This window comes from Tolypothrix sp. PCC 7712 (assembly GCF_025860405.1).
GTDB classification, from domain to species: Bacteria; Cyanobacteriota; Cyanobacteriia; order Cyanobacteriales; family Nostocaceae; genus Aulosira; species Aulosira diplosiphon.
The window spans coordinates 6,674,510-6,692,128 of the sequence record NZ_CP063785.1 but is presented as its reverse complement, the minus strand read 5'-3'; the positions used below and the strand labels follow the sequence as shown (position 1 = coordinate 6,692,128).

Genomic DNA, 17,619 nt, shown 5'->3' with positions numbered 1-17,619 from the left:
AACATTCTAGTTATAGAAATTAGCAAATATATTTCTTTTGCATAAAACCTTAATCTATTGCTCACCCTTATTGTCTCCTTATAAGGGGAAATTTGACCGTCTGCATATCATTTTCAAAAGATGCAACGGTATAAGATTCACCCTGAGATTGTTCTGATTTTGGCTTTTCTATAGTTGTAGTCAGCAAAACTTTCACTAAAACTAACAGTACTCCACCCAAGGTGAGAGCCAAAATTATAATTCGCAGTTGTTTCCACAGATCCATTACCTTGAAAACTCCGCAACATCCTAAATTTGCTAATTTCTACTGTAGACGCACGAAAAGGTAAAATGACCCCAAAACCAACACCGCGATCGCCACTACGGGAAAATGTATAAAAGCTAATGGTAGTTATATCCCTGGTAAAGCCCCGATCAACCCTATTCGATAACAAAACATGAGGTGACTCATATCGGTTTCGTTATGACTGTAATTGGATTTTTACGTAATTATCCTGAAAAAGCCGTAATTATCATTACGTGTAAACTATTTATAATCAAGAATTTTATTTGATTTTTATCAAATCTTCATGTTAATAATATTTTCTAAATTTAGTCTATTTTATACCAAAACTCTTACTCTATTTGGATTAGCAAAAAAAGACCTTCTGATTTCTTATAAAGTTTGTGTAAATCTATGCTGTTCAGCAAGATAATTGGTATGATTTTATACAATTAATTATATCAATCTAGATTGCTTTGGATTGTATATAGTGTATGGGATTGAATTTCAAGTATTGAAGTGTCATTTTTAAAACTATCATCAACACACAGTAGATAATTATTCATGCAAAATTATTTATGTCATTGCGTTGGTGATCGCAATGACAAATGTATATTTAATTTTGCAAAATTACTTACTTTATTGATACGCAACTATATATGAGTTGCAATATTTAGCTTAGGCCTGAGTCTTAGCCTTTTTTTGCTGCTTTTGTTTGCAACGTAAAGTCACGCCGATACTAGCTGCTGTCAATGTCCCCAATATAGTTAAAGGTTCAGGAACAGATTCAGACTCATTATAGGTCAAGTTATCAAGCACAAAATGCGTACCTGAACCGTTATAACCTGCATTAACACCACCGAAAGAAGTGAATCTTAGATTATCAATGCCAAGGAAGTTGAAATTAAACAATGTAGGAGAAGTAGACCCTACATTTACAGTTCGTGAATACTTTGTAGATCCTTGGAATAAACCCTCTACCCGAATATTTAGTCCATTGTTCCAAGCGCCTGTAAGATAAGCACTATTGAAATTAAATTGGCCAGAATTAATACTTATAGAAGCGGGATCTCCACCTGAATTAAATGCGACGTTTGGATTGGAAACTGTTCCATTTCTATAGGCTGATGGGTCGAAATAATTAGTACTATTTAAATATGCAAAATTATTCCAGTTAAATCCCTTATATCCATTTTGTATCCAGTCTACATTCCCAGGCAGATCATCAAAATCTATGACTCCAGCTTGCGCTTTGCCTATGCTCAGTATTCCTGCGATCGCAGTAGTTAGGACTGCTAAGGTACTAACCTGCATTAAATTCTTTTTGATTGCTAATCTGGTCATCAAGCTAACTCCCATTAACAGATAAAGGTTGATGGTAGATGAACCCTTAAGTACAATTAGCTACCATTGACTCCAAGTTTGCTGTCAACGATGAGTAGTCCATTAGCTGATAAACACAACTACCGTTGAAGATAGCGTCATTGTTGAATTTCGATTTTGTCTGCTTTTTTCGTCAAAATCAGCAAACTGACTTTTTTATTATTGTATAAATTTTAAATTACTTAGAAGTAATTACTTATGTTTACCAAAACTTTAAAATACGTTTTTATACTTTACTTAATCTTAATACGAACCAAAGCTATACAGGTAAAGTATTTTCATATTTAACGTTGAGTATTTTATCTGTCAGTATATAAATTCTTGGTGAATTTACTTTAGGTAATGAATAAAATAGTTCTATATGCAAGTACAATGTGTCTCTTAAAAACCTAAATTCGCTAATTAGCGTCTCAGAGGCATACAAGCAGAACTATTTACACAGCGTTCTTGTAGGGTAGTGGTGATAGAGTTTTGGATTGTGAAATATTGATGAACTAAGCTTTTGAGCAAACCATCTGTCGCAATCATTTAAAAAATTGCTAGTAATACCAGAAAATCAGCCCAGAATGAGCAAAAAAGGTGGGTTTTCCCACCTAGTTCTGACTATATACGATAATTCAATCGAGAATGAAGTACTTATTTATGTCTACCTAGCCACTTGGCTGCGGCAATACCGATAATGCCTGCAACCACAGGATTACTGAGAAACTTAATAATTCCCGGTTGCTCTGCTAATACCTCACGGAAAATATCTGGGTGATTGTGATAGACAAAGGATGCAAGCTTACTAACATCATCAGCGCTCATGCGGCTGGCATGATGAGTAGAAAGGCCCAGTTGTTGTTCTAGATGGCGTTCATCTAGTCCTCGTTCCTTGAGATGCTTGAAAAAGGCTCTTGCTACATCATCCCTTTCATTGGGTTTAATTTGGGCGATCGCCTGTTGTAATTCCGGCTCCATTTGGCTAGCGGGAATTTTGTCTGGATGTAAAGACCGACCAAATAATTGACGACGCTGATCTGTGGTGGTGCGTTGAGCAAAATCGTCAAAGTTTTCGTACTCAGTCGTTGAATCGGTTTTGACATCATCTAAAGATTCGACATTTCCCTTTGCCAAATCTTTCATAATTTCACGCCTGTACTGTTCGCTGCTAGTCACTTTGGTTTTCTCCTTTTTCCGGTCTATTATTTAATCCCCTAAAATTCCGAAAAATTTTAGCTATTTGCAGGGATTAAGCTTGCTTTTGGCTTTTATTGCCAATTCATGCTAAATTGCGGTCTGTTGTGGTAGCTGGAAATGAATGAGATTGCTTCCCTTCACTGCGTTCCGGTCGCAATGACAGATACGACATTTGATTGCAACTGGGTATCAACTATTAGGTGTACTGAATTTGGCTAGTTTGAGTGTCGTACTTAGCGGTTACGATCAGTTTTTTATCGGGAGCATAAATCAAAACTGTTAAGTCTTGATTGGGGAAATTCTTGCGAAAGCCTTGGACTAAAGATTTTGCTAAAGGTCGCACTTCATTAGGACGCACATCTGGTGAAATAACAACCCCTAGTTTGTTGTTATCGCGTACATAGGCATCTTTAATTAATCCCTGAGATGTTTGCACAACCCAGTTACCAAAACTTTGTCCTGAAGGACTATTGCCGCGCTCTAATTGTGAGTAAGCTACATCTCGACCTATGGCAGGGGCGCTGGTTGGACGGTCAAGTTGAGCAACGTTACTACCACCACAGGCAGTAGTAATTGTTAGAACCAAAATCAAGATGCCAGTCATCAAGATTTTGCGACTCTGCTGGAGCAGAATCATGTGTTTACCTCCTAAGAAATATTGCAGATTACTTATGATTCAGCAGCTTCTCAAGCTGAATTGATAATTCCTATCAGCCTATCTTTAGAAATATTCTCAATATTAAAATGCTCAAGAGTTCGCTCAAGACAGGCTATAATACCCCTACTATTTCCATTGATAGAGATAGTAGAGGTATTAAGAGATTTATAACTATCCTAGATTTTTGCAAAAGTTATATCAATTTATCTTCTACTCCCTATAACTAATGCAAAAATAATTAGTTCTAGTCAAGCTTTTTCTTGACGTTGTCTTTTACATCTTCGATGCCATGACGAACTTCACTCTCAGCTTGTTTAGCTTTGCCTTCAGCCTTATCTTCTGGGTCTCCAGTAACGTTGCCTAAAGCTTCTTGGGCTTTACCTTCAATATTTTTACCTGCAGCTTTTGCACGATCCTCTATACTCATTTTGTACTCCTTAATTTAATAGAGATTTGTTGCAAATTTCGGTTGCAACTCTCAACTTTTTTGTTGACTTTTACACGGTAGCTTAATCTTTTATCCCTAGCCTTCCACCACAGGATATATTAACTCCCTATGCTGAAAGAGAGATAATATAATCTAAAAATTAGATTGAATTGTGTAGAATTAGCCTATGTATAGCAATCCTATTTCAGTTGTGAAAAATATCGTTTTTGGCTGTTGACGGTTAACTGTTAACTGTCAACAGTTAACAGTTGACAACCCTTCAGATCAGATTTCACAAATCATTTAGGATTGCTATAATAAGTCTACATTTAAAATAAATAAACCCGGTTTCTGACAAAAACCGGGTTTATAAAATTATGAAAATGATTGTTATATCTAATCTAGAAAACCCATCAGATTTTCGGAATTGTCAATCTCATTTGATGCTATCGGACGGTTACCGAATGTTGAGTAACTCTCAGAAATTACCAATGAACTTGAGCTAACTGGGCGAATACCAGAGAGATTAATACTTTCAACAACTTGGAATGTATTAGCACCAATTGGACGAATACCCATTGCGTTATAGGTTTCAACAACTTCTAAGGTACTGGTACTAATGGGACGCACTCCAGCAATGGAGAGTTTTTCAGCAACTTCTAAATCACTGGCACCTATGGGACGAATTCCAGATATTGCGAGTGTTCCTGGAGTTTCGTTTTGCACTGGCTTCTCTGTACCTTGTTCGACTTTATCTGTATTCAAGCTATTACCCTGATTATTTTCTACTTCCACTGTACTTTCTCCTTTTAGCTTGGCACGCTTTTGTCGAGGACTGACTGCTTTGCCAGTGCTACTAATTGTCATATCTGAACTCCTCCGGTTTGTTAAGTGGTTTTTACAATAATTAAACTGACATGAATTTTTTTGTATATATGAGAGTTTAACCTTAAAAAACCAGAGATAGGTATAATTATCTTCAAAAAGTACACATAAGTAAATGCTATAAGTAAAAATTTATAAATAAAGATTGCCATATATTCGGTTACCTAATCTGGTTCCACGAGTGCATAGTCTGATCGTTACTATGGGAGAGGGTATTTCTGGCACAACTGTATGACAGAATTTAGTCTGCAAGCTCCCTTTAGTCCGACAGGCGATCAACCACAAGCGATCGCACAACTAGCAGCTAGTATTAAAGCTGGGAATCGTTACCAAACCTTACTGGGTGCTACGGGAACCGGTAAGACATATTCAGTAGCAGCAGTAATTGAAAAAGTTGGTAGGCCTACCTTGGTGCTGGCGCATAACAAAACGTTAGCAGCACAGCTTTGTAACGAATTGCGGGAATTCTTTCCCAATAACGCCGTTGAATATTTCGTGAGTTACTACGATTATTATCAGCCGGAAGCGTACATTCCCATTACCGATACTTATATTGAGAAAACAGCTTCGATTAATGATGAAATAGATATGTTGCGGCATTCAGCCACGCGATCGCTTTTTGAACGTCGTGATGTGATTGTGGTTGCTTCCATTAGCTGCATCTACGGTTTGGGAATGCCAGCCGAGTATTTCAAAGCTGCTATCCCCCTACAAATCGGGATGGAAGTCAACCAACGCCAGATTTTGCGAGACTTAGCATCTGTGCAGTATAGCCGCAACGATTTAGAAATGGGTCGCGGAAAATTTCGCGTCCGGGGAGATGTTTTAGAAATTGGCCCAGCCTACGAAGACCGGATTATTCGGGTAGAATTTTTTGGCGATGAAATTGATGCAATTCGCTATATTGACCCTGTGACAGGTGAAATTATTAATAGCTTACAAGCAGTCAATATCTACCCAGCACGTCACTTTGTCACCCCAGAAGAACGTTTAGGAGTAGCTTGTGATGATATTGCGGCTGAACTGAAACAACGCAAAGCCGAATTAGAGGAAGCAGGGAAATTATTAGAAGCACAACGCATAGATCAGCGCACTCGCTATGACTTAGAAATGTTGCGTGAAGTTGGTTACTGTAACGGCGTAGAAAACTATTCGCGTCACCTTGCGGGTAGACAAGCAGGGGAACCACCAGAATGTTTAATTGATTATTTTCCTAAAGATTGGCTGTTAGTTATTGATGAATCTCATGTGACAGTACCGCAAATTCGCGGGATGTATAACGGCGACCAAGCGAGGAAGAAAGTATTAATTGAACATGGATTTCGCCTTCCCAGCGCTGCTGATAATCGTCCATTAAAAGCAGAAGAATTTTGGCAAAAGGTAAATCAGTGCATTTTCGTTTCTGCTACCCCAGGAAATTGGGAATTAGAAATTTCTGATAGCAATATAGTTGAGCAAGTAATTCGACCAACTGGTGTTATTGATCCAGAAATTTTCGTGCGTCCTACGGAAGGTCAAATTGATGATTTATTAGGAGAAATTAAAGACAGAGTTGACCGCCACGAAAGAGTTTTAGTAACTACTTTAACTAAGCGGATGGCGGAAGATTTAACAGAATATTTGGAAGACAACGGCATTCGTGTCCGCTATTTGCATTCAGAAATTAATTCTATTGAACGGATTGAAATTTTACAAGATTTGCGTTCCGGTAAGTTTGATGTCTTAGTGGGAGTCAACTTATTGCGGGAAGGTTTGGATTTACCAGAAGTTTCCCTTGTGGCAATCATGGATGCAGATAAAGAAGGTTTCTTACGCGCCGAACGTTCTTTAATTCAAACAATTGGTAGAGCTGCACGTCATATTAAGGGACAGGCCATCATGTATGCTGATAATCTTACAGATAGCATGATTAAAGCCATTGAAGAAACAGACAGAAGACGGGGAATTCAAACGGCTTATAACAAAATGCATGGCATTACACCTCAGCCAATTGTGAAAAAATCAAGTAACGCGATTTTGTCTTTTTTAGATGTTTCGCGACGGTTAAATGCTACAGATCTAAAAGTAGTAGATGAACATATCGATGAATTACCGCTAGAAGAGATTCCCGACTTGATTGCTAAACTCGAAGCGCAGATGAAAGAAGCCGCAAAAAAACTAGAATTTGAGGAGGCTGCAAACTTGCGCGATCGCATTAAGCACCTGCGGGATAAAATGCTGGGACATTAGTATAAAGTCAGGATAGCGATTAAGAGCAAGCTCTTTTTTCGCTATCCTAGATAACCTTTGCCTATCGGGTATGATTTTAAGACCATTGTCGCAGGGTTTTATGTACCTGAGCTAAATACCACATATAATCATCAATTTTATAATCATCAGCAGCTTTAACTATATATTCCTGAGCTAATTCCAAATTATTCTCAGCTTCGTAATATAATCCTAAATAAAGATGGCTGTAAAAATTGCCTTTTACACCATCAGATTGACCAACATTTAAAACATCATTAGTTGTACAATTCCCTGCATATAAATCGTATACACTCCGCATAATTCGCCGGGGGTCATTTCTGACAGTTAATAGCGAATTACGTGCTTTCTCTACACTATCAATACGAGCTATGCATAGATATCGCCATACTGTTTCTTCTACATCTTGAGCATTAACTGTCAAGTCAATCTCAAATTGTTCAGCACCTTCAGCAAATTTTTCAGCATAGTAATAAGATAATCCACGTTGCCATAAATATGGTTTAAGGCGTGGATCTATTCTTTCTGCGGTATCAAAATCTTGAATGGATTCATCAATTTTAGCAAGCTGAAAGTTAACCATTCCACGTCTAATATAAGCATTAGGATTTTGTGGCTGATTACGAATAATATCGTTCCAACGCTGAAGCTGATTTTCTAAAGAGTTAGCAAAAAACATGATTTTGAACAGCAAATTTTTCTTTCTGTTTATGAACGAATAATACCATTTTTGAGTTAGATTAAAAATTTCCTGATTAACTACCCCCTCGGTTTCTCGTTATGGTAAACCTACAAGTGTAAACATTCCCCAATCTTGAGGATTAGGATATTTTTTCATTGTTACTAACATTGCTTGATGTAAAGCAACAGCTTTATCAGGATTTTTAGTTAAATTACTATGAAATTCCGTCATTAATGTCGTAGTTGATTCATCAGAAATCTTGCCATACGAAGCGATTACACTGTTAGCACCCGCTACCAAGAATGCACGAGACAATCCAATTACACCATCACCTGTGATTTTTCCTAAAGCAGAATCACAACTACTCAAAATAACTAATTCAGCTTTTAGCTTCAGCTTGCTAACCTCAGCCGCAGTTAACCAACCATCATCTTGACTAGAAGGTGCAAAGGCTAGTAAGCCAGGATTTTCTATTGAGTTACCCAAAAATCCTGATGTTGCTAAATGAATAATCCTGGCGTTGGACATTCGCTTGACAACTGTTGTTTCAGTTGCAGCATCACCTATCAACGCTTGAGTATTATAGATACTGGCAATATTTTTTGCTTCTTTTTCTGCGCCTGGTAGTGGAGATAGCTTACTAAATGACTCCCCAGGATTTAGAGGTTTAGTTGGCATCGTAGGATTACCAACTATCAACACATCTTGAGTAGATTTTGTATTAGAATTGTGCCTTTTTGCTAGTAAATCTAAAGCTTGTATTGATGGTGCAGTAGAAATTATGTATTTCTCAATCAAATATTGATTGTTCTCATCTTGTAAAGTTGCAAAAGGTACAAGAAATAATTTATCTTGAGGAATAAAAATTACTCTTGCTTCTGGTTTAGTGGGTAAAATATCAGATATTGGTTGAATAAGTAATTCATGTAGTTGTTTTCTAGCTAATGAAGAACTATTTTGGGTAGTGTCTGATATTTTTATTATGCCTTTATGTCCCTCAATTCCCTGACTATGACTTTGTTGAAGGTGATTAATCACATCTGCCAGAGTAGTCTTATTTTTTGATTGCCAAGCCTTTAAATCAACTTGTCTTAGAGAGATTTCACCTGTAGGTTGAATTACCCAAATTACCAAATCAGAAGTCTGAGTTTGTCGTTTACCCGCAACATTTACATTTTGGTATAGTAGGGAATATTGTACAAGTGTTGCATTTTGATTTTTAGCAACTTGCTTAATTGTCTCAGTGGTTGGCGCGTTAACATTTCTTGTTGGAAAACTCTGTGCTAATAAATCTACTAAAGCTAGATTGCGACTCTGTTTTAAAATTTCTAATGCTGATGTAGGTTGATTTTGCCTAAGAAGTGATTTAATTTTTTGTTGATAGCTTAGTGCTTGCTGTGCTAATAGTGTTTTATCTAATGCTATGGTTGAATTTGAAGGTAATGTTAAACAACTGAGAAAACTGAGGAATACCGGAGCTAATCTTAGTTTTACTAAAGAATATGCCATTTTCGACTTTTTCATATTCACCTGATGCCTGATATTTTTTTCGTTTCCACTAACTATATAGTTCTCAGCCTAGTAAAGCTTATGCAGTTTTGGTAAGTAAAGAGGGATATCCAAAAATTACCGACGTAATGTCTTCTTTTCTTCTATTGATTTTTTGGTTTACTTACAGGAGATGTAGTGCGATCGCTAATCTCTGGATTTATGCTTCCTACTTCAATAACCCTTAATAAAAAATCTGTAATATCTTGTTTAGGGTAATACTAATAAGTAGATGAAATATTTAAAATTCGTAATATTCTGAATTATTGTTTATATTATTGGAGATTGAGATGATGTTATTAATCCTACCTATTTATTAAAAATAAAATTATTTTTTCTTCAATATAGTAATAATTGTAGATATTTAATTAATAGTAGTAGCTTAACATACTAAAACTCCTTGATATAGTGCGTTAATCTTGCTTTACGCATTGCGAAAAATAGAAATTTACAAGGTAAGCTTGTGTCTGATATCGCCCTACATAAATATCTTCCTCTTCTTCCCGACGCTGCACTCCAAGAATTTACAGAATGGTGTGTATTAGAACAGTCAAAAGCAGCAGGATGTGATTTTAAGCCTGATACTACTAAGTTAAATAACCTAGCACCAGCAGATTATATACCGAAACTTGTCGATCAGTTTATGAAAGTGAAACCTGACCCCATTAAAGCAGGTTTAGTAGCTGCGATCGCAGGTAAAGAAGCAGACGCACACGCTTTATCTGGTATGGCAATTATCGCTGATTTTGTATCAATATATGTCAAATATTTAATTCCTAAAGATGGTACAAAACCAGAAGAGGCAGACGCACTTTTAATCAAAGCTGGACAAGAACAGTGTGAGAAGCTGGTTGAAATTGCCAAAAAATATGGAGTAGCGTTTTAGTTTCTAATTAACTTACTTTAGATACAATAAATAGTAGGGACACAATTGATTGTGCCCCTAAAAACTATCTTCATATTAAATATAGTAAATATTAAGTAAATAGCTATTGCATTTTGTGCATTTTCACCTTATAGGAAACCCATCAAAATACAGGCTGATTCTCAAAACACGCTCAACAAATGCTAACTATTATTGGTTGTGGTAATCTCAATCGCAGTGATGATGCTGTAGGCGTAATTGTCGCTCAACGCCTACAGCAATTTCTCACTAAAAATCCTCATCCCAACGTCCGAGTTTATGACTGTGGAACCGGAGGGATGGAAGTGATGTTTCAAGCTAGAGGAAGCAAACAATTAATTATTATTGATGCAAGTTCCACAGGTTCTGAACCAGGCGCAGTATTTAAAGTCCCTGGGAAAGAACTCGAAGCTTTACCAGAACCTAGTTACAACTTGCATGATTTTCGTTGGGATAATGCTTTAGCTGCTGGACGGAAAATTTTTCAAAATGACTTTCCTCAAGAGGTAACAGTCTACCTCATTGAAGCAGCAAATCTTGATTTAGGCCTGGAATTAAGCCCTGCTATCGAGCATTCTGCTAATCTGGTGTTTGAGGAAGTAGCCACAATCATCAGACAGAATTTTCAGGTTTAGTTAACAATCCAGATTGCCAAATCCAACATCTAAAACCTAGAATAAGATTAGATATCGTCTCCGTAAATCGACAATTCATCTACCCTCATTTCAAAGGGTATGCCTTGGCTCTCTGGAGGGCAAACACGAATTTTAGCACTGCTAACAATCTTATAAAGTAATTTACCCATTGGCACGATTTTTTGTAGAATCCGCCAGTTAGTAACCTCATCGGGACATTCAATTACCAACACCATTACACTAGCATCGGTGGTAACATACCAACGACAAGTAGATAAGAGGTTTTGGATAAAGCGATCGCAGGCTTCATAGAAGTACCTGCTAATAGAATACTCTAGTTGCTGACGCAGGATAATATCTGCTGAAGTCAGCTGCATTGGGTGTGAATCATCTTCTTGGGAGTAAATTTCTTTAGCCATTTCTGTTGATTTCCTAAGTTATATGCCAATTGCGATCGCATAGAGTACATCTTGATTAGTTCCTAAAAATTCTTGGGTTTCATCATCATAGAAAGCTCCAATCCCACTACAATGAATACCCATAAAGTTGCTAACAAGATAAACTCTTTGCCCTAAAAAACCAGCTATTAACATAGCTGTTTGATAATTTATATAGTCGGACGTAAAAAATAAAGTTACAGCGCTATCTCTAACTATTGCTTGATTGATGCACAAGTAACCCGTTTTTTCACTAAAATTGCCCGCTTTTAATAGATGCTTCCCTTTGTATATCCCTGGAGTCATTCCTCTGACATGATGTACAACAGAGTAAATTTCCATCTCCTCAAAATTTTTGGTTGGTATTGGCTGCTGAAAATGCTGCCATAGCTGCCAATAACTTTCTTGAGGAATTGACTGTTTATAAAAACGTCTAATTGAACGTCTCATCCAAACAGTCTGAAAAAATTTATCTTTGTCAAAGTTAAACTGGGGATGCACTAATTTCTGCTGGCGACTCGGCTGAAGAGATGTGTTTTGATAGCCTTGTTCGATGAATTCATTGGCTTCAAAATAATCGGTGCCACAGACAAAAGGAACTTTTAACCTTAAATTTCTGACTTTCTTGTCTTCGATTTCTCCCGAAATCGCACAAGCAGTAATAAACTCTTTATTCTCAAATCCTAAATCCGCATTGAGAGCGAGTTTATCAAAATCGAAAATTAACTGTATCTCTCTGTCGTGAATATAGGCTGAAGCAGCAATCGCACCTAAATGGTGTCCGCTATCCAGCCAGCAATATCTCAGGCTCCTGTCTTTATATTTCCAGCTAGACCTATAATAAACACAACTAATTAAAAAAATGAATCCATTTATACTTTTGCCGGGTATAATATAACTCTCTAAGCCATCATCAATTAATTCATAGATTAGAGTTAGACAATTATTCTCAACTTCTAAATGATATATGCCGTTAATAAAGCCTTCGATATTGCGAATCTGGATATAAACTTCTGTGGGATATAAAGCGCCAGCAGACGGATTTACACGCAATTTCACAGCACCTTCTTTATAGATTTTTTCTAAAGTTACAGCACTAGTAAGGCTGATAAACGAGTGAATTTGATTATTGAGATTTAATTTCACTCGCCGATAAAACTTTGGGTAAACTTTAAATGAAGATGGTTGAGTTGCAGCATCCACATAATTTGGATCGAGCTGCACAGATAAGTAAGAATGCTTGGTTGCTTGATGATAGATTCGCTTAGAGATAGGACTTGGAGGCATTTTTGAGTATCCTTAAGACTTCTACATTACTCGCAAAATCTATTGCTTTAAAATCGTCTAAGTTTTTTAAATTTATGTTAGGATGATGTTGTAACAGCAAGTTAACTACTTCTGTCTTTCCAGCTGAAGCTGCATACATCAACACCGTAGCTCCATTATCATTTTGATTATCAATATTGATATGTGCAGCAAGTAACAAATTCATCAAATCGAAGTGGTTCCCAAAACAAGCAAACCATAGAGCATTATTACCATCATTGTTTCTGGCATTAATATCTACGCCTAAACTCATTAACTCTTGGACTACTGCGTAAAAGCCTGCTCTTGTAGCTTTCATCAAAGGTGTATCTCCATTTTCACCTCTCTGGTTTAAGTCATCACAACTGTAGCCTTGAGCGAGTAACCATTGCTTTGTTGTGTCACTCAGATTTTGCTGATTTTGAGAAATCATAAATATCCTGCCTATGGATAGAAATGCACACAAATAATCGACATAACATTTCTTAGAAAAGGTAATGGTGGGCATTACCCACCATGTAAAAGAAATGCTATGAGACCCAATTAACTATGAGAATGGTGTGGTGGCTGTTAACTGTTATCCCTCAACAATTAACAGTAAATGCACCAGAATCACGAACCATTATTCAGTCAGAGAAAGAGAGAAACAGAAAAAGAGCAACAATGTATCAGTATGAGATAGCAGAAATGCCCAACTCGGTATCTATCCAAACTAGATAAGTAATTCAGCTTTCGTGTTAGCAGCAGAGAAGGCTGGAAGCAGATAGAAAATAGTAGGGTTCTAAGTTATCCGATCAATAAATTGCTGCTCTAAACAGTACATCGTTGAAAAATCAAATCTCTTAGCCTACAGATACATATTCTCTACCTTCAGAGAATAGCTGTCTTGCAGTTTTTTCTGGTTTGGGTACGCCATAATAACCAGCTTCGGCTTCGAGTTCATCTACTAAATCCCAAGCTTCTTCGGCTCTCTTAGAATCTGCACCATAGTTAGCCACAACTGAGCGCGCATTCGAGATAGCTTTTTGAAGCTCTTTTTGGATAAATTTAATTTTTGGTTTTTCCATGAAGTCGCCCTTGGTGATAATATCTGTGACAGAAATAATGCCCAGTAATTCACCTTGGATCACAGGCGCACGCCATACACCAGTATTAGCGAATAAACGTGCCACATATTCTACATCTAGGTCAGGATTGACCACAATGCAGGGTTTACTCATAACTTCATAGACATGCATCCGTTGAGGATCTTTGCCATAAGCAACAACCTTGGATACAATATCAGTTTCGGTAATAATACCGTAAGCATCACCACTGTGGCGAGGTTCTACAATTAACGCCCGTAATTCTTTGAGCCGCATTAATTTGACTGCTTCTGCTACAGTAGCGGAACCGCGAATAGTAGCTACATCTTGAGTCATAATGTGTTTAGCTCTCATAATTCTGGCTCCTTAAAATTTGTTTTGCAAGTAAGGGAATTAGTTCTAAACTGCTGCAATGCTTCCCAAACTGCATGTCATTTAGGCAACTTATTCAAATTCCAACTAAATTGTTATAAATTGAATTAGTCGCATGAAAAAGTGGTTACGGAAGTTAGACATTCCGACTTAGAAATACCAACATATTTCACTACTTAATTACTCTGGTAATTTGAAGACAGAAGACTTACGCATTTCCCCTCTTCCTTCGTTGAAGATCTCAGATTTTCTGCCTCATCTTTGAACTTAACCAGCATTAAGTTAGGAATGTCTGAGTTAAGTCTGTAATCGCTTTTGCTGAAGTCTGGTTGACTGGCAACAATTTAGCTTACTTATATAGTATCACTCTCATAAATTGGAATTATGAATGCTTTATAAAGATCCCCTGATATTTAATGGATAAAATGCTTAAAAAATGCCAATAAGTATTATCATGAACTTTTTATTTTTTCAAAATAAGTTATTCAGCGAATTGTGGTCATAAAATTATTTGATTAGTTAACAATAAATTGCTTGTCTGTCAATAAAGATAATCCTTAAAATCTATAAATATACTTTATTTAAGTAAGAATCTCTATTGACTATTACTCAATTATATTTATATAGATTTTTAGCTTTTTCTTAAAGTTGCTATTTAATATAAAATGCTAATGAACATTTGAATAATTAGTAAAGACACAATAATTTGGTGCCTCTGCTTGTGTAGTTTATTTAGCTAAATAATTTTGTAAGTATAGTGTTTTATCTTTATTTATTCATTTATATAAATAACTTGCTTTATTAAAAAAAAGTAAAAAAATTATCTGCTTACTATTATTGTTTGCTAGGGTAATCAAGTATACACAAAATAAAAAAGGTATCCAGGGATGGAAATTAGCGCTCGTAATTCTTTAAAAGCTACTGTTAAAAAAGTTGTTGCTGGCTCTGTGAATAGCGAAGTTACTTTAGAACTAGCACCTGGTGTAGAAGTAGTGGCAATAATTACAAAGTCTTCAGCAGATAAGCTAGGATTGGCAGAAGGTAAGGCAGCTTATGCTGTAGTTAAAGCATCTGATGTGTTAGTTGCTGTTGATTAAGCAATAGTAAAAAGTTATCTATTATTTCGTAGGGTGTGTTATGCCGTAGGCTAACGCACCTTAAATTTGTGAACAATAATTCCTTAATGGTACAAGCCCCAAATTTATCTGTGGAATCAATCGAAAATTCAAAATTCTCAAGCTTCTAGATTTATCTATGAGGCCAATCCAAAATCCAAAATCCAAAATCCAAAATGGTTTGATGGCTCGCTGGTGCGTTGCGCTGCGCGACAACACACCCTACAAGTTTATTTAAATATTAAATATCAAGAATGCGTACATAAATTACGCGGGCTATTTCTTTATCTATTGAGAAACTTATATTATTAACTTCGATTTGGAATGTAGGAAATTTTTCTTTAACAGTAATACTTGTTCCTACTGATATTCCCATTGCTATTAGTTCTTGACGGCACTTTTCATCTGGAATTTTACAGAAAGCTACAATTCCTTGCTCGCCATGTTTCAGCAATTCTAATGAACAGCCCTTAATAGTAAAGGGAGTAAACATAAGTAGTATAAATATTATATTTGTAGATGCATTAAATCAAGCTTGCCCCAGGCTAGGATGAAGATACTTTTCATCCTGAATCCTAGGTTCAAGCGATAACTACACTTTATACAAGATATGGTTCTTGGTGAGTCTTGATTGTGCAGTTAGAACGGGGATAGGTAACACATAGTAAAGCAAATCCCTTAGACATTTGCTCGTCATCTAAGAAGATTTGATCAGATTGATCAACTTCACCTTCTACAACCTTACCTACACAGCTAGAGCAAGATCCAGAGTGGCAAGAGAAGGGTAGTTCAATACCGTTTTCTGCTGCTCCTTCGAGGATGGTTGTATCTTCATCAATCTCAATTGTGCTGTCGAGATCTTCTTTTTTGTTGATCAATCTAACTTGGTAGGTAGCCATTTTCCGATTCTCCTCAAACTTTCTACAATTAGGTTTAATTACCAGAGTTTGGTAGTCTCCCGCTTTTACTCTTGATGCAGCTACACGGAGCGCTTCTGCAGCAGAATCGACACTATTACCGCTAGGCGAAATTCAATTTTTTTACGACGGATTTTGCTTGAATTCCGCGAAGCGGTTTTTATGTGTTGATTAAATCTGAAACAGTATTAGCTGCAAGGTACACCGTTAGGTGTGCAATCACCGGTTTTGAAGGACTTACCACAACCACAAGTATCGGTTGCATTGGGGTTAGTAAACTTAAAACCGCTGTCCATTACCCCATCAACAAAATCGATGACAACACCTTCTAATAACGGTGCGCTTTGAGCGTCAACGTAAAGTTGTACTTTTCCTTGCTGAATTACTAAATCGTCTGGTTGTGGCTTGCTAGTAATCTCCATGCCATACTCATAGCCACTGCAACCACCATCTTTTACAGAGATGCGAACGCCTTTAGTTGCAACATTGGAGTCGGGGGCAGAACCGACTAAGAACGCCCGCAGACGAAATTCAGCTTTTTCTGTCAAAGTAACAGTCATCACATCTCCTGATTTGTTGCGATAGTGGTTGTAATTACAGGTGTGGTTTCTTAAGTTGTGAAGCGTTTTAATTGCATATTTGTCCTTAATAATCAGCCAGTTGTAATTTGTATTTACAAAGGAATTGAGATTGACTTTGTATTTACAATGGGCAGAAAACAAATGACTAATAAAGGGCTAAACGAAGAGATATGCAATTCAACGCAATGAAGCTGATTATTTTGTGAAATTGCTGGTGGGTTCCATAGAACCTGATTGTGCGTATCTCCAGGGTGCACTATTTCCGCAGACAGGACAAGCGCGATCGCGGTGAGAACGCCGTTTGGCAAATTCCATCCGAGCTAGGTCTATTGTCAACAGTTGTGACAGTAACGGTTGACTAAACCCAGTGATCAGCTTGATCGCTTCCAGTGCTGTTAAACAAGCAAGTGTTCCAGAAACAGCCCCCAGAACTGAAAAGCCACGCCGATCCCAATCAGGTTTTTCTGGAAACAGACAAGACAAGCAAGGAGTCACACCAGGAATAATCGTAGTCAGGTAAGCCTCCATTCCGTCCATTGCTGCTTCCACCATTGGCTTACGCCAACGCACACAAGCCGCATTCAACAAATTACGCTCTGTAAAATTGTGGGCGCAGTCAAGAGCCATATCAGCGGACTGTACTAACTCGTCTACATTTTCCGGGGTGATGTAATCATGAACCGCTTCCACTTGGACATCAGGATTAATCGCTTCCAAAGTTTCTTTAGCTTTGAATACCCTTGGCTGACCTACCCAATCGTCTGTCATGAGGACTTGACGATTCATATCATCTAGCCGCAGGTCACCACCTCGTACTAAGATTAGCCGCCCAACGCCCGCTACAGCTAAGTAAAGCGCCGCTGTACCGCCTAATCCCCCCACACCTGTAACCAAAACCGTCGCTGACTTCAGGCGCTTCTGAGCTAATTCGCCAAAATTAGGGAGCATCATTTGGCGACTATAACGTTCTAATTCGGTAGGCGTTAGGTTTACCACT

The 17,619-nt window shown here is 37.3% G+C and carries 22 protein-coding genes; 5 read left to right on the top strand and 17 right to left on the bottom strand.

Going from position 1 to position 17,619, the window contains the following annotated elements; genetic code table 11:
* Positions 1–137: 137 nt before the first annotated feature.
* The 7 genes from HGR01_RS27630 to HGR01_RS27600 form a co-directional block, all read right to left on the bottom strand.
* Positions 138–434 (bottom strand): hypothetical protein, encoded by a 297-nt coding sequence (locus HGR01_RS27630; RefSeq protein WP_155539037.1) that lies wholly within the window; start codon positions 432–434, stop codon positions 138–140.
* Positions 435–940: 506 nt separating this feature from the next.
* Complete coding sequence (locus tag HGR01_RS27625; protein WP_228045328.1) at positions 941–1,606, bottom strand: PEP-CTERM sorting domain-containing protein; 666 nt, start codon at positions 1,604–1,606, stop codon at positions 941–943.
* 441 nt (positions 1,607–2,047) lie between these two features.
* Complete coding sequence (locus HGR01_RS27620; RefSeq protein WP_255325161.1) at positions 2,048–2,173, bottom strand: hypothetical protein; 126 nt, start codon at positions 2,171–2,173, stop codon at positions 2,048–2,050.
* A 108-nt stretch (positions 2,174–2,281) separates the two neighbouring features.
* A complete protein-coding gene (locus HGR01_RS27615; protein ID WP_045868642.1) occupies positions 2,282–2,803 on the bottom strand; it encodes a hypothetical protein in 522 nt (173 codons plus the stop codon).
* Positions 2,804–3,020: 217 nt separating this feature from the next.
* On the bottom strand, positions 3,021–3,461 hold the full coding sequence (locus HGR01_RS27610; protein WP_045868643.1) for a hypothetical protein: 441 nt from the start codon (positions 3,459–3,461) through the stop codon (positions 3,021–3,023).
* Between the two features lie 265 nt (positions 3,462–3,726).
* Complete coding sequence (locus HGR01_RS27605) at positions 3,727–3,909, bottom strand: CsbD family protein (RefSeq protein WP_045868644.1); 183 nt, start codon at positions 3,907–3,909, stop codon at positions 3,727–3,729.
* Between the two features lie 396 nt (positions 3,910–4,305).
* Entirely contained in the window at positions 4,306–4,776 is a 471-nt protein-coding gene (locus HGR01_RS27600) for a hypothetical protein (RefSeq protein WP_045868645.1), read from the bottom strand.
* A 249-nt stretch (positions 4,777–5,025) separates the two neighbouring features.
* On the opposite strand from HGR01_RS27600, the gene uvrB reads away from it, so the two are divergent.
* Positions 5,026–7,023: an excinuclease ABC subunit UvrB gene (uvrB, locus tag HGR01_RS27595; protein WP_045868646.1), complete on the top strand. Its 1,998-nt coding sequence runs from the start codon at positions 5,026–5,028 to the stop codon at positions 7,021–7,023.
* 76 nt (positions 7,024–7,099) lie between these two features.
* On the opposite strand, the gene HGR01_RS27590 is transcribed toward uvrB, so the two are convergent.
* Entirely contained in the window at positions 7,100–7,720 is a 621-nt protein-coding gene (locus tag HGR01_RS27590) for a tetratricopeptide repeat protein (RefSeq protein WP_045868647.1), read from the bottom strand.
* Positions 7,721–7,819: 99 nt separating this feature from the next.
* Positions 7,820–9,247, bottom strand: coding sequence for a CHAT domain-containing protein (locus tag HGR01_RS27585; protein WP_045868648.1), 1,428 nt, complete (start codon positions 9,245–9,247; stop codon positions 7,820–7,822).
* Between the two features lie 487 nt (positions 9,248–9,734).
* Here HGR01_RS27585 and HGR01_RS27580 point away from each other — a divergent pair, with 487 nt between their 5' ends.
* Positions 9,735–10,157, top strand: coding sequence for a hypothetical protein (locus tag HGR01_RS27580; protein ID WP_045868649.1), 423 nt, complete (start codon positions 9,735–9,737; stop codon positions 10,155–10,157).
* Between the two features lie 179 nt (positions 10,158–10,336).
* Positions 10,337–10,810, top strand: a complete 474-nt coding sequence (locus HGR01_RS27575; RefSeq protein WP_045868650.1) for a hydrogenase maturation protease — start codon at positions 10,337–10,339, stop codon at positions 10,808–10,810.
* 47 nt (positions 10,811–10,857) lie between these two features.
* On the opposite strand, the gene HGR01_RS27570 is transcribed toward HGR01_RS27575, so the two are convergent.
* The 3 genes from HGR01_RS27570 to HGR01_RS27560 are packed head-to-tail and all read right to left on the bottom strand — an operon-like array spanning position 10,858 to position 12,985.
* Positions 10,858–11,229, bottom strand: a complete 372-nt coding sequence (locus HGR01_RS27570; RefSeq protein ID WP_045868651.1) for a hypothetical protein — start codon at positions 11,227–11,229, stop codon at positions 10,858–10,860.
* 18 nt (positions 11,230–11,247) lie between these two features.
* Positions 11,248–12,534 (bottom strand): nitroreductase family protein, encoded by a 1,287-nt coding sequence (locus HGR01_RS27565; RefSeq protein WP_045868652.1) that lies wholly within the window; start codon positions 12,532–12,534, stop codon positions 11,248–11,250.
* Positions 12,512–12,985, bottom strand: coding sequence for an ankyrin repeat domain-containing protein (locus tag HGR01_RS27560; RefSeq protein ID WP_045868653.1), 474 nt, complete (start codon positions 12,983–12,985; stop codon positions 12,512–12,514). Before HGR01_RS27560 ends, HGR01_RS27565 begins: the two co-directional genes overlap by 23 nt.
* Positions 12,986–13,101: 116 nt before the next feature.
* On the opposite strand from HGR01_RS27560, the gene HGR01_RS27555 reads away from it, so the two are divergent.
* Positions 13,102–13,272 (top strand): hypothetical protein, encoded by a 171-nt coding sequence (locus HGR01_RS27555; protein WP_168160938.1) that lies wholly within the window; start codon positions 13,102–13,104, stop codon positions 13,270–13,272.
* A 122-nt stretch (positions 13,273–13,394) separates the two neighbouring features.
* Here HGR01_RS27555 and HGR01_RS27550 read toward each other — a convergent pair whose 3' ends face one another.
* On the bottom strand, positions 13,395–13,991 hold the full coding sequence (locus HGR01_RS27550; RefSeq protein ID WP_045868654.1) for a CBS domain-containing protein: 597 nt from the start codon (positions 13,989–13,991) through the stop codon (positions 13,395–13,397).
* Between the two features lie 905 nt (positions 13,992–14,896).
* On the opposite strand from HGR01_RS27550, the gene HGR01_RS27545 reads away from it, so the two are divergent.
* Entirely contained in the window at positions 14,897–15,106 is a 210-nt protein-coding gene (locus tag HGR01_RS27545) for a TOBE domain-containing protein (protein WP_045868655.1), read from the top strand.
* A 259-nt stretch (positions 15,107–15,365) separates the two neighbouring features.
* Here the strand turns inward: HGR01_RS27545 and HGR01_RS27540 are convergent, their stop codons facing one another.
* The 4 genes from HGR01_RS27540 to HGR01_RS27525 form a co-directional block, all read right to left on the bottom strand.
* Positions 15,366–15,617 (bottom strand): FeoA family protein, encoded by a 252-nt coding sequence (locus tag HGR01_RS27540; protein WP_045868656.1) that lies wholly within the window; start codon positions 15,615–15,617, stop codon positions 15,366–15,368.
* A 106-nt stretch (positions 15,618–15,723) separates the two neighbouring features.
* Positions 15,724–16,023, bottom strand: a complete 300-nt coding sequence (locus tag HGR01_RS27535; RefSeq protein ID WP_045868657.1) for a 2Fe-2S iron-sulfur cluster-binding protein — start codon at positions 16,021–16,023, stop codon at positions 15,724–15,726.
* A 206-nt stretch (positions 16,024–16,229) separates the two neighbouring features.
* Positions 16,230–16,601, bottom strand: a complete 372-nt coding sequence (locus HGR01_RS27530; RefSeq protein ID WP_045868658.1) for a HesB/IscA family protein — start codon at positions 16,599–16,601, stop codon at positions 16,230–16,232.
* Between the two features lie 216 nt (positions 16,602–16,817).
* Positions 16,818–17,618: a HesA/MoeB/ThiF family protein gene (locus HGR01_RS27525; protein WP_045868659.1), complete on the bottom strand. Its 801-nt coding sequence runs from the start codon at positions 17,616–17,618 to the stop codon at positions 16,818–16,820.
* Between the last annotated feature and the right edge of the window lies 1 nt (position 17,619).

Excerpts from the sequence above, each read along its gene's own strand:
- HGR01_RS27625 (WP_228045328.1), bottom strand. The coding sequence starts at position 1,606 with ATGACCAGATTAGCAATCAAAAAGAATTTAATGCAGGTTAGTACCTTA.
- HGR01_RS27620 (WP_255325161.1), bottom strand. The coding sequence starts at position 2,173 with ATGATTGCGACAGATGGTTTGCTCAAAAGCTTAGTTCATCAATATTTC.
- HGR01_RS27610 (WP_045868643.1), bottom strand. The coding sequence starts at position 3,461 with ATGATTCTGCTCCAGCAGAGTCGCAAAATCTTGATGACTGGCATCTTG.
- HGR01_RS27605 (WP_045868644.1), bottom strand. The coding sequence starts at position 3,909 with ATGAGTATAGAGGATCGTGCAAAAGCTGCAGGTAAAAATATTGAAGGT.
- HGR01_RS27600 (WP_045868645.1), bottom strand. The coding sequence starts at position 4,776 with ATGACAATTAGTAGCACTGGCAAAGCAGTCAGTCCTCGACAAAAGCGT.
- uvrB (WP_045868646.1), top strand. The coding sequence starts at position 5,026 with ATGACAGAATTTAGTCTGCAAGCTCCCTTTAGTCCGACAGGCGATCAA.
- HGR01_RS27590 (WP_045868647.1), bottom strand. The coding sequence starts at position 7,720 with ATGTTTTTTGCTAACTCTTTAGAAAATCAGCTTCAGCGTTGGAACGAT.
- HGR01_RS27585 (WP_045868648.1), bottom strand. The coding sequence starts at position 9,247 with ATGAAAAAGTCGAAAATGGCATATTCTTTAGTAAAACTAAGATTAGCT.
- HGR01_RS27575 (WP_045868650.1), top strand. The coding sequence starts at position 10,337 with ATGCTAACTATTATTGGTTGTGGTAATCTCAATCGCAGTGATGATGCT.
- HGR01_RS27570 (WP_045868651.1), bottom strand. The coding sequence starts at position 11,229 with ATGGCTAAAGAAATTTACTCCCAAGAAGATGATTCACACCCAATGCAG.
- HGR01_RS27565 (WP_045868652.1), bottom strand. The coding sequence starts at position 12,534 with ATGCCTCCAAGTCCTATCTCTAAGCGAATCTATCATCAAGCAACCAAG.
- HGR01_RS27560 (WP_045868653.1), bottom strand. The coding sequence starts at position 12,985 with ATGATTTCTCAAAATCAGCAAAATCTGAGTGACACAACAAAGCAATGG.
- HGR01_RS27555 (WP_168160938.1), top strand. The coding sequence starts at position 13,102 with ATGAGAATGGTGTGGTGGCTGTTAACTGTTATCCCTCAACAATTAACA.
- HGR01_RS27550 (WP_045868654.1), bottom strand. The coding sequence starts at position 13,991 with ATGAGAGCTAAACACATTATGACTCAAGATGTAGCTACTATTCGCGGT.
- HGR01_RS27545 (WP_045868655.1), top strand. The coding sequence starts at position 14,897 with ATGGAAATTAGCGCTCGTAATTCTTTAAAAGCTACTGTTAAAAAAGTT.
- HGR01_RS27540 (WP_045868656.1), bottom strand. The coding sequence starts at position 15,617 with ATGTTTACTCCCTTTACTATTAAGGGCTGTTCATTAGAATTGCTGAAA.
- HGR01_RS27535 (WP_045868657.1), bottom strand. The coding sequence starts at position 16,023 with ATGGCTACCTACCAAGTTAGATTGATCAACAAAAAAGAAGATCTCGAC.
- HGR01_RS27530 (WP_045868658.1), bottom strand. The coding sequence starts at position 16,601 with ATGACTGTTACTTTGACAGAAAAAGCTGAATTTCGTCTGCGGGCGTTC.